Below are 9,774 nucleotides of genomic sequence, written 5' to 3'. Positions count from 1 at the left end.
CCGGTCCGGAATCCGGTCCTCAGACCACACCATCCGGACCACTCAACGACCGACCGCCACCTCACGAAACTTCGAGGCTAGACGCACGAGGTGTTAGGCATGGCGTGTTGCATCCCTTGAATTCGAGTGTCGCGCAGGACAATGACGCGATGGATAAATGGATAGTTCCGCTTGTCGCCGCGGCAGTAGGTGCCGCGGCGACGATTGGAGCCGCCTACTTGGCGGCGGCGAAAGACCGCCGTGACATGCGCGGCAACATACTCAGGACATCGAGATAGCCGGCAAACTGCCGGACGATTCAACTGAAAGACGCGCCCTCGACGAGTACATACACGAGCGCGTGTTAGTGCTTACCGCGGAGTCCGTCCGCAGCGACGCGTTCACCAGGGAACTGTCGTTCACCGCCATCCCGTATGTAGTTCTCGTCGGGTATGCGATCGGCGATCAAACAGGGGACGCGTGGCGAGGGCTGTCGATTGCAGTCGCCGCCTACTTTTACGTCGCTATCGTTGTCCGCGGGATTAGCCGAGCGCGAAACAAGGCGGTAGACAGGCGAATCAACGAGATTGCTCGGCGGAACGAACACTGAGCATCGCACGCTGTGTGTGTTGTGTGTGTGCTTGGCGACGTTCGGTACGTCCGCGCAGGTGTAACAGTCAAACAGGAAAATGGTCTCTGAGCTGCACTTTTCCGTGGAGCCGCCTAGGAGAATCGAACTCCTGACCTATTCATTACGAGTGAATCGCTCTACCGACTGAGCTAAGGCGGCGTGCTGCGCGAGGCAGCGGTCACGAGTGTAGCGAGCCGCGTCGGTGGAACCAAAACCGGCACCGAGACCGGGCATGGTGGGTGCCCTCAGAATGGGAAGTCGCGGTCGCACGGGACCGCGACCGGCGAGCTCGGGTCGAGTGCATTCTGCACCAGCGCGGCCACGGTCGGCGAGTAGATCATGCCCAGATGCCCGACCGTCGACGCCGGGCACACGTTCTGCACGACGACGTTCGTGACGTTCGGCGCGGGTTCCATCAGTGCGTTACGCAGCGGGAAGACCACTTCGTCGTGCGTGGTGGCCAGGTTGACGTACTTGATGTTCGAGTGGTTGGGCCCGTTGTCGCCCTCGCCGCGCGGCACGGGCTTACCGCCGAACGAGTAGCCGCGGTTCGCTCCGGATATATCGACGATGGTGCCGATCTGTGCGGCTCTGCCGGGCAACTGCGTGACCGACTGCGCAACCGCTGCGCCCTGCGAGTGTCCGACGAGGTCGACGGTGCTCGCCCCGGTCTCGCGACGGACGTGGTCGATGAATGTGGCGAGCTGCTGCGTCGACGTCGCTCTGGGCGCCAGTCCGCCGACCGAACCGCTTCCCGGTACCTGGCCGAACGTGAAGGTGTAGACGCAAAAACCCGCGTTGGCCAGCGTCGGAGCGAGGAATGACCACGCTGACGACTGATTCGAGGTCGTGCCGTGCACCAGGATGACGGGATCGCGGTCGTACCGATCGTGACAGTCGGGTCGATTCGCGCCGGCGGGGGCGGCGTCGGCGGGCCCGGTCAGCCCGTCGCGTTGGGCGGCCACCACGTCGGTGGTCACCGGGAACGGGTCGGCGAGTGCCGCGCCGGCCCCGAATGATGTCCCCACCAGACCTGCTACCGCGAGCACCAGCGCCGCACATGCGCGTGTGTGCATGCCGTCGATCATCCCAGAATGTGCCGTCTCGCGGTGGTCGACGAAGAACTGCGTGAACTCCCGACAACCAGTTCATCTCGATCAGACACAACCGCGACCCACATACGACGATCCGCCGTACCGTCGGGCTATGGCCCCTTCTCCGCGAAAGCCCGTCACCGCAGCAGACGCCAGCACTCGGCTGTCCGACCCCTGGCGGGTCATCGGCAACAGCGTGCGTGCGGGGTACGACACCGGCTCGATGGCTCGCGGCGTGCGCTTCCTCCATCGGATCGCGCAGGAAGCAGAGATCGCCGACCACCACCCCGACATCGATCTGCGTTACGGCACAATCCATCTCACTCTCTCGACGCACAGTGCGCACCGCATCACCGAAGCCGACGTCGGGCTGGCGAACCTCATCGCACAGATCGCTCGCGAGCTTGAACTCGAACCGCTCGCCATGCCGGAGGCCCGCTTCGACGTCGCCATCGACGCCCTCGACATCGACAAGATCCGACCCTTCTGGATCGCTGTGCTCGGCTACAAGCAACTCGACGGCGACGCGCGCGAGCTCGAAGCGGCCGACCTCGTCGACCCCGCCGGACGTCTCCCCGCGATCTGGTTCCAACAGATGGACACCGAACGGGCTGAACGCAACCGGATACACCTCGACCTCTGGATCCCGCACGACGAGGTGGAAGCCCGAATGCGCGCCGCACTCGACGCCGGCGGCACGCTGGTCACCGACGAGTTCGCGCCCTCGTGGTGGGTACTCGCCGACGCCGAGGGCAACGAGCTGTGCCTGTGCACCTGGCAGGAGCGCGACGACAAGGGTTACGTCGGCGCTTAGCACGCCTCACTGCGCGAAAGCGCCCACGATCTCGGTGATGTCGTCGAGGGTTTGCTCCCAGCCGTACAGCACGTCGTCGTAGGTCAGCCGAAGGGTGGGTCGGCCCTGCGTGAGTGATCTGCGGTCGCGGTGCCGATCGTTGGTGTAGTTCGCAGGGCTGAGGTGGTAGAGCTTGCTGTCGCATTCGATCAGGAGCCGGCCGATCCGCAGGTCCGCGTGCTCGGCTTCGGATATCTCGGGTTGTACCTCGACCTCGAAACCGGCCCGGCGACAACGGACTCGGGTCAGACTCTCGGTCCCGGACATCGACCGCGGATCGCATTCGAGAAGCAGGGCCTCGATGAGTGGACTCGTCTGGGGCAGCATCAGGCGAAGGTCATCGACATCGATGTCGAGCGTGTGCATCGCCGAATCGAGCGTGGCGATCGTGTCGTCGTCCTTCATGCAGCCCGCGGCGCACACCAGAGACAGACCGATGGTGTCGGTGATGGTGGTGACGGGAAGTGGCGCGCCGGGAAGTGTGCAGTAGTCCGCGCGCCTCGGTGTCGCGCTCTTGCCTGCGCGCACATGGAGCGATTCGTATCCGGGCGGCACCCATAACTTGTGCTTGGTGAGCGCCGACGCGCAGGAGAGTGCGCCATAGCGTTTGGCTGCGGCCACGGCGTCCGGATCGGCTTCTGGCTGGGCGTACCAGCCGCGGCGGGGAACGAGGAGTTCGCCGCGACGCACCTTTCTGCGTAGGTCGGCGTCGGTGAGCCCGCGTGCCCGGAGCTCTGGCCGAGAAAAGACGCCGAGGTTGACCGCGTCGGGGTCGATTGCGCCGAGCGGGAGCGCATCGGGAGTGAGGTCGGGATTCACCGGAGGTCGAATAGCCATGGCATTTGGACGTGCACCGTCCGCAAAGGTTCCAAGCCGTTCCCGTTTTCAGTCATTTTCAGAGGCGCCCGGCCGCAAAAGCCCAGGTCGGCTCGCCGGGAAGGATCAGAAATGACTGAAAACGGGAGAGCGCAGAAACGGTGGAGCCCAGAAACGGGAGAGCTGAGGCGGCCTGGTGTGACGCAAGCGAGCATGTCGTGCCTCCGCGGAGATATTCGGTGTCGCTCCGCCCCGACTAGCTCACAAAGATTCGACTCGCTAAGCAATCAGGAGTACAACTTGTATCTATGTTGGATCTGAGCGCTACATCGGCGGCCGATCGGGTGTACGACGAGGTCAAGGAACTCATCCTGACCAACGCCATCGCCGGCGGCGAGCTGATCAGCGAGGGCGAGGTGGCGCAGCGCTGCGAGGTCAGCCGCACCCCCGTGCGTGAAGCGTTTCTTCGGTTGCAGGCAGAAGGCTGGATGCGGCTGTACCCGAAACGCGGCGCGCTGGTGCTGCCGGTGACCGACACCGAGGCCCGCGACGTTGTCGACGCCCGGATTCTCATCGAGTCTCACGCGGTACGCGGACTCGTCGCCCGCGACCTGCCCACCGGCGACCTGGTGGCGGACCTGCGCCGCAATCTGGCCGCACACGCGAAAGTGGGACCCGACGACATCGCGGACTTCTCCCGTCTCGACGCGCAGTTCCACCAGCTCATCGTCTCGGCCGGGGCCAACGGCGTACTCGCCGACTTCTACCTCGGTCTCGCGGAACGCCAGCGGCGCATGACCACCGCGAGCGTGCACCGGGAGCCGACCATGACGCCCCGGATCATTGCCGAGCACACCGCGCTCGTCGACGCCATCGAATGCGCAGACGCCGACAGATTCACATCACTGCTCGTCGACCACGTCGCGGGTGTTCATCGCATCGACGATGTCTACGCCGTCCACGCGACCGACGCGAGCGCCGCCCACACAGAGGAAGGACAACGGTGACTACTACCGCAGACAACGCCACCCCCACGGTGACCGGTCCGACGGTTCGTCGCACCGCGTGGATCGCGGTGGCACTTGCCGTCTTCGCATCGGCCTGGGGTGGAAACGAATTCACGCCGCTGCTCGTGATGTACCGCGAGACTGGCAATTTCGGGGCCGTCGCGGTCGACGCGTTGCTGTTCCTCTATGTGGTCGGCATCGTGCCCTCGCTGTTGATCGGCGGTCCACTGTCGGATCGGTACGGGCGTCGCCCGCTGATGTTGCCCGCACCGGTGTTCGCCGCGGTGGGGTCGCTGCTCCTGGCACTCGGTGCGAATTCTGTTGTGCTGCTGTCGATCGGACGCGTGTTCAGCGGAATCGCGTTGGGACTGTCGATGGCGGTCGGCGGCAGTTGGATCACGGAGTTGTCGGTACGTGGTGGCGCCGGAGCGGCATCCGGGGCCCGGCGCGCCGCGATGAGCCTCACCGCCGGATTCGGCATCGGTGCGGGCGTCGCCGGTGCGCTGGCTCAGTGGGCACCGTGGCCGCACGTGCTCGCCTACCTGGTGAACATCTCGCTTGCGGCCATCGCTCTGGTGCTCCTGCTTGTCCGCGCACCCGAAACGCGTTCGCCCAGTAGCACTCCCGGACGACTCGTCGACGACCTGAAGATCCCGTCGGCGGCGCACCGTCGGTTCCTGTTCGTGGTGCTGCCGGTTGCGCCGTGGGTGTTCGGCGCATGCGCATCGGCATACGCGATCATCCCCGCGCTGATGTCGGCGCGCACCGCCGGAGCGCCGATCGCGTTCGCCGCGCTGTGCTGTGTGCTCGGACTCGCGGCGGGTTTCGGCATCCAGTCGCTGGGACGTCGCATCGACAACCCCGACGGTGTGCGCGGCGTCGCCGCCGCACTCACGGTGTTGGCAATCGGAATGGCGTTGGCGGCGTTGGCTGCTCACATGTTGACGATCTGGATGTCGCTGATCGCTGCGACGGTTCTGGGCTGCGGCTACGGCATGGCGATGATCGCGGGTCTACTCGAGGTGCAACGGATCGCGGCCCGCAGCGGCCGAAACGACCTCGCCGGGCTCACCGCGGTGTTCTACAGCGTCACCTACCTGGGGTTCGCGATTCCGGCTGTGCTGGCGTTGATCACCGAGTTCTGGCACGCGGTCACCTACACGCACATGTTCATCTTCGGGATCGTCGCGGCACTGCTGTGTCTCGCCGTCGCGCTGTACGGGCATCGTCGGCACGCCGTGGCCGCCTGACCGATAGGGGTCAGGCCCGCCCAGGGCTCCTGGTGAACATCGTGTGCAGCAGTTCCAGTTCGACGGTGGAGGCCGTGGTCAGTACGTCGGGCGCCGGATCGTCGACGTCCCAGACGGTCTGGAGCACCTCGCGTCCGGCGTCGGTGATGCGTACCTCTTTTCGACGACGGTCGCTCGACGACGGCTCGCGGACCACATATCCCGCGGACTCGAGGTCGGACACCGCGACCGACGCCGCGGGGGCATCGATGGTGGCGGCGTGAGCGATCTCGGTGATCGTCAGCGGGCCGTTCCTCAACCGCTTCAGCACCCGAATCCTGCTGAACGGCAACCCTGTTTCGGCAACCACCGTGCGACGCCAGGCGTCGCGTGAATCGGTCACGAACGAGGTGAGTTCGCGCCAGACCTGCGCGACGAGTTCGTCGTGGGGGACAGGGCCGTGCTCGTCGGCTGCTCCGGGTTCAGGCATGGGACATCTCCGGTTCGATCAGCCGATCTGAGACGGTCTGCGCGGTGCGTAGCGCCCACGGTGTGGTGGACACGATACCGAGTACGAGAATCGCTGCGCTGAAAGCGATCACGATCCACCACATGGCCGTCATCGCACTCGAGAAGTCGATGGCCGTGTGCGCCGCGGCCAAGCCGGTGACGCTACCGGCAAGTGCCACACCGAGACTCACGCCGATCTGGCGGCTCGTCGACGCCACGGCGCTGGCAGCTCCGGCTCGATGTCGGGGCATGCCTGCGACCGCGGAGTTGGTGATGGGCGCGTTGATCATCCCGAAGCCGAGTCCGAAGATGAAGAACATGAAGGCCAGCAAGGGGACCGGGGTCGCGTCGTCGATGAACAGCATCATCGACGAACTGATGAGGAGTGCGATCCCGGCGATCACGAGCGACGGTCGCGTGCCCCAGCGGCCGACCGCGCGCCCGGAGAGTGGCGAGCAGATCAAGACCGCTATCGCGGGTGGAACGAGCATCGCACCGGTGCCGACGGCGCTGAACCCGCGGTCCTCCTGTAGGTAGAGCGACATCAGGAACAAGAACCCGCCCCAGTTGGCGAACGCGCAGATCGCGATCACGGTTGCCGACGCGAACGGGACGCTGCCGAAGAATCGGAGGTCGATGAACGGGTCGTCGTGGCGTCGTTCCCACAGGACGAAGCCGACGAAAGCTGCTGCGGCGACGGCGAATACGATTACGGTGCGCGGAGATCCCCACCCGTGACCAGGACCTTCGATGAGGCCGTAGACGGCGCCGCCGAGTGCGATCATCGCCAATGCCTGTCCGACGGGATCGAGTGTGCGCATGATGGGCGAGCGTGATTCGGGGACGAGGATGGCGGTGAGCACGATCGCGATCAGACAGATCGGCAGGTTGATCCAGAACACCGCACGCCACCCGATGGTGTCGATGAGCACGCCGCCGACGATCGGGCCGGCGGCCATCGAGATTCCGACCACCGATCCCCACACGCCGATCGCGCGGGCGCGCTCGCGAGGGTCGACGAAGATCTGCGTGATGATCGACATCGCCACGGGGTTGAGCATCGACCCACCGACGGCCTGCAGGGCGCGGGCGGCGATCAGGACGCCGACGCTCGGCGCGAGGCTGCACGCGAGCGATCCGATCGCGAACGTGACCAGACCGATCTGGAACAAACGCTTCCGGCCGTACCGGTCGGCAGTGGCTCCGGACACCATCAACAGACTGGCCAGCACCAGCGTGTAGATGTCGATGACCCACTGCAACGACGACACGCTCGCGTTCAGATCCGTGCGGATCGCCGGCAGGGCGACGTTGACGATGGTGGCGTCCATCGACACGATCAGCAGGCTCATGCAGCAGGTGCCGAGGATCGCCATCTTCCTGCGCGGCGTCAGCTCGACGGAGGTAGTTGTGGACATACAAAGATTGTAGAACTACAAGCATTCGACGTCCAGGGGTCACGGCACACGGTCAACGGCGACAAAAGGGTGGCGCGGTAACCTGCACGAGGTCGACCGGTTCAACGGACCGGGATGAATCCGGTTCGGGCCGGTTGAGTGAGAGGACGGGTGTCAGTGCTGCTCGGGGCGTGGGTGAGTGTGGTGACCGTCGTCCTACTCATTGTTCCCGGGGCGTGCGTCGGTCGTCGGATGACGCTGAGCTGGCCCGTCGCGATCGCAGCGGGCGCGCCGATCACCTTCGCGATCGTGAGCGTGTCCACCGTGCTCTACGGCGCGATCGGTTTCGAATGGAACGTCATCACCGCCCTGGTCGCCGTCCTCGTCGCGTATGCGCTGGCCTGGGTTTATGCCGCGCTGCTGGGCACGCGGGCGGGACGTCGAATAGCTCCGGCACCGGCCGCGACGTCGACCTCGGGGGACGGGACGGTCGACGCTCCGCTGAGCTGGCGTGCGGCGCTGCGCGGGGGCATCGGCATCGCGCTCGGGGCGATCATCATCGCGATCACGTGCATCAGGCCGATCGCCAATACCGCGTTCGCCGGACTCGACAGCATTCCTCAGGTCTGGGATTCGCTCTGGCATGCGAGTTCGCTGCGCTGGATTCACGAGACCGGCGTCGGATCGTCGTTGCGCATGGGCGAGCTCATGAACTACGACACCCACGGCTTCAACTACTACCCGAATACGTGGCACGCGCTCGGCGCTCTTGAGATTCCGCTGACCGGCGCGAACCCGGTGCAGCTGTACAACACCTACTCGCCCGCGACGTTGGCGGTCACGGTCACGCTCGGCGTCGCGTCACTCGCGTACTGGTTTGCGCGCCACCGCTTCGACACCTCGACGTCGGCGTTGATCGCCGGTGTTGCGGGCGCGGTGGCGGCGCTGTTCCCGTCGCTGCCGTATGTCGAGGTGCAGTTGACCTCGGTGCCGAATGCCGTGGGTGTGTCGATGGCGCCCATCGCCGCAGTGCTGACGATCAGTGCGGTACGCGATCGACGTCGGGTGCTGCCCGCGGCCGTCGCGGTCTCCGGCGTCACGGCGACGCATCCATCCGGACTGATCCTGGTGGGTGTGATCGTCGGGGTGTGGTGGCTGTTCGAGGCGCTGCGTCGGCCCGTGCACAGCCGCGTCGGAGACTTCGTCACCCTGGCGATCGCCGGGCTGGCGACCGTGGTGCTGGTCTTCCCGGTTGTACTGGGCACGATCCGCGTCGCCGATACCAACGAGCTGCCGTTCTTCGACTTCCGTGTCGACACGGTCGGTGTGCTCGAAGGACTTTCGCAGGCGCTGTTCAACGGCACGGTGCCGTTGCAGACGCAGGACTATCCGGTGTGGGGTCTGGTGATCCTCACCGTGCTCGGTGTTGTTGCACTGCTGTGGCTACGGTGTTGGGGCGGGCTGGTGACCTGGGCGATCTTCGTGTTGGTCACCGCCAATTCGGTTGTCTCGCTTGGCCCGCTGTCGGCGCCGCTCGGGGTGATCGGCGGCTACTTCTACAACTCGCCGCATCGGCTGACGTTCGTGGTGGCACTGTTCTGTGCGGCGGCCGCGGGCGTCGCGGTGGGAATCGCGGCGTCGGCCGTGTCGCGGTGGGTGGCGCGGTCGGGGTCCGGCGACCGCGTTGCGACGCAGCGACGTTGGGCTGTTCCGGTCACGTTTGCCGTCCTGCTGGTGTTGATCGCGGGCGCTGCTGTGTGGCGTTACCCGTCGAACGCGCAGATCGCATCGAAGGAACGGGGCGAAAAGCTGGTCGGCAGAGACGATCTCGCCGCATACCACTGGCTCGATCGTCAGCCAGACGCGCACGACGCGCTGATCCTGAACAACCTCGATCAGGGCACCGGGTGGCTGTATCCGGTGACCGGACTGACCCCGTTGTTCTCGTTCTATCGGGCAAACGAGTTCTCTGAACGCCAGCGCGACTTGTACTGGGGGACAGCGCAAATCGGTGCCGATCCGCACGTCGATCAGATCGTGCGCGACATGAACGTGCACTACGTCATCGACAGTCCGCCGAGTTACTGGCCGTTCCAGAACGGTGTCCCCGACCCGGAGCACGGTGTGCAGGGCGACCCGTTCCTGGCGCTCCGGGAGCACGGCGCGCCGGGGCTGACGCCGGTGTTCAGGCAGGGCAACGTGACGGTGTATCGGGTCAACGAGAACGTGCTCACCGCGCCACGCTGAACCGCTGCGAG

Annotated in this window: 8 protein-coding genes and 1 tRNA gene; 4 read left to right on the top strand and 5 right to left on the bottom strand. The window is 65.6% G+C overall.

The window, feature by feature from the left end; all coding sequences use genetic code 11:
* Positions 1-693 precede the first annotated feature (693 nt).
* Positions 694-769, bottom strand: a tRNA-Thr gene (locus tag A5785_RS08335).
* 86 nt (positions 770-855) lie between these two features.
* Positions 856-1,686 (bottom strand): esterase/lipase family protein, encoded by an 831-nt coding sequence (locus A5785_RS08330; RefSeq protein ID WP_049700650.1) that lies wholly within the window; start codon positions 1,684-1,686, stop codon positions 856-858.
* A 130-nt stretch (positions 1,687-1,816) separates the two neighbouring features.
* Here A5785_RS08330 and A5785_RS08325 point away from each other — a divergent pair, with 130 nt between their 5' ends.
* The gene (locus A5785_RS08325) at positions 1,817-2,518 is read left to right on the top strand and encodes a VOC family protein (RefSeq protein WP_049700609.1); all 702 of its coding nucleotides are present in this window, start codon (positions 1,817-1,819) and stop codon (positions 2,516-2,518) included.
* A gap of 6 nt (positions 2,519-2,524) precedes the next feature.
* On the opposite strand, the gene A5785_RS08320 is transcribed toward A5785_RS08325, so the two are convergent.
* Positions 2,525-3,394 carry a type IV toxin-antitoxin system AbiEi family antitoxin domain-containing protein gene (locus A5785_RS08320; RefSeq protein WP_082937817.1) on the bottom strand — a complete coding sequence of 290 codons (870 nt, stop codon included), beginning with the start codon at positions 3,392-3,394 and terminating at the stop codon, positions 2,525-2,527.
* A 287-nt stretch (positions 3,395-3,681) separates the two neighbouring features.
* Here A5785_RS08320 and A5785_RS08315 point away from each other — a divergent pair, with 287 nt between their 5' ends.
* Positions 3,682-4,380, top strand: coding sequence for a GntR family transcriptional regulator (locus A5785_RS08315; protein WP_064865805.1), 699 nt, complete (start codon positions 3,682-3,684; stop codon positions 4,378-4,380).
* Complete coding sequence (locus tag A5785_RS08310) at positions 4,377-5,630, top strand: MFS transporter (protein ID WP_442902843.1); 1,254 nt, start codon at positions 4,377-4,379, stop codon at positions 5,628-5,630. The genes A5785_RS08315 and A5785_RS08310 overlap by 4 nt, the downstream gene beginning before the upstream one ends.
* A gap of 10 nt (positions 5,631-5,640) precedes the next feature.
* On the opposite strand, the gene A5785_RS08305 is transcribed toward A5785_RS08310, so the two are convergent.
* Positions 5,641-6,099 (bottom strand): MarR family winged helix-turn-helix transcriptional regulator, encoded by a 459-nt coding sequence (locus tag A5785_RS08305; RefSeq protein ID WP_064865803.1) that lies wholly within the window; start codon positions 6,097-6,099, stop codon positions 5,641-5,643.
* Positions 6,092-7,495 carry an MFS transporter gene (locus A5785_RS08300; protein WP_082937818.1) on the bottom strand — a complete coding sequence of 468 codons (1,404 nt, stop codon included), beginning with the start codon at positions 7,493-7,495 and terminating at the stop codon, positions 6,092-6,094. The genes A5785_RS08305 and A5785_RS08300 overlap by 8 nt, the downstream gene beginning before the upstream one ends.
* Positions 7,496-7,693: 198 nt before the next feature.
* Between A5785_RS08300 and A5785_RS08295 the strand changes: the two genes are divergently transcribed.
* Positions 7,694-9,763: a DUF6541 family protein gene (locus tag A5785_RS08295; RefSeq protein ID WP_064865799.1), complete on the top strand. Its 2,070-nt coding sequence runs from the start codon at positions 7,694-7,696 to the stop codon at positions 9,761-9,763.
* The last annotated feature ends 11 nt before the right edge of the window (positions 9,764-9,774 follow it).

Source organism: Gordonia sp. 852002-50395_SCH5434458, assembly GCF_001665905.1.
GTDB classification, from domain to species: Bacteria; Actinomycetota; Actinomycetes; order Mycobacteriales; family Mycobacteriaceae; genus Gordonia; species Gordonia jacobaea.
The sequence above is the reverse complement of the archived record's forward strand: the minus strand, read 5'-3'. Positions and strand labels throughout refer to the sequence as shown.

Bases quoted from the DNA above. Each gene is read 5' to 3' on its own strand.
- A5785_RS08330 (WP_049700650.1), bottom strand. From the start codon at position 1,686: ATGCACACACGCGCATGTGCGGCGCTGGTGCTCGCGGTAGCAGGTCTG.
- A5785_RS08325 (WP_049700609.1), top strand. From the start codon at position 1,817: ATGGCCCCTTCTCCGCGAAAGCCCGTCACCGCAGCAGACGCCAGCACT.
- A5785_RS08320 (WP_082937817.1), bottom strand. From the start codon at position 3,394: ATGGCTATTCGACCTCCGGTGAATCCCGACCTCACTCCCGATGCGCTC.
- A5785_RS08315 (WP_064865805.1), top strand. From the start codon at position 3,682: ATGTTGGATCTGAGCGCTACATCGGCGGCCGATCGGGTGTACGACGAG.
- A5785_RS08305 (WP_064865803.1), bottom strand. From the start codon at position 6,099: ATGCCTGAACCCGGAGCAGCCGACGAGCACGGCCCTGTCCCCCACGAC.
- A5785_RS08300 (WP_082937818.1), bottom strand. From the start codon at position 7,495: ATGGCGATCCTCGGCACCTGCTGCATGAGCCTGCTGATCGTGTCGATG.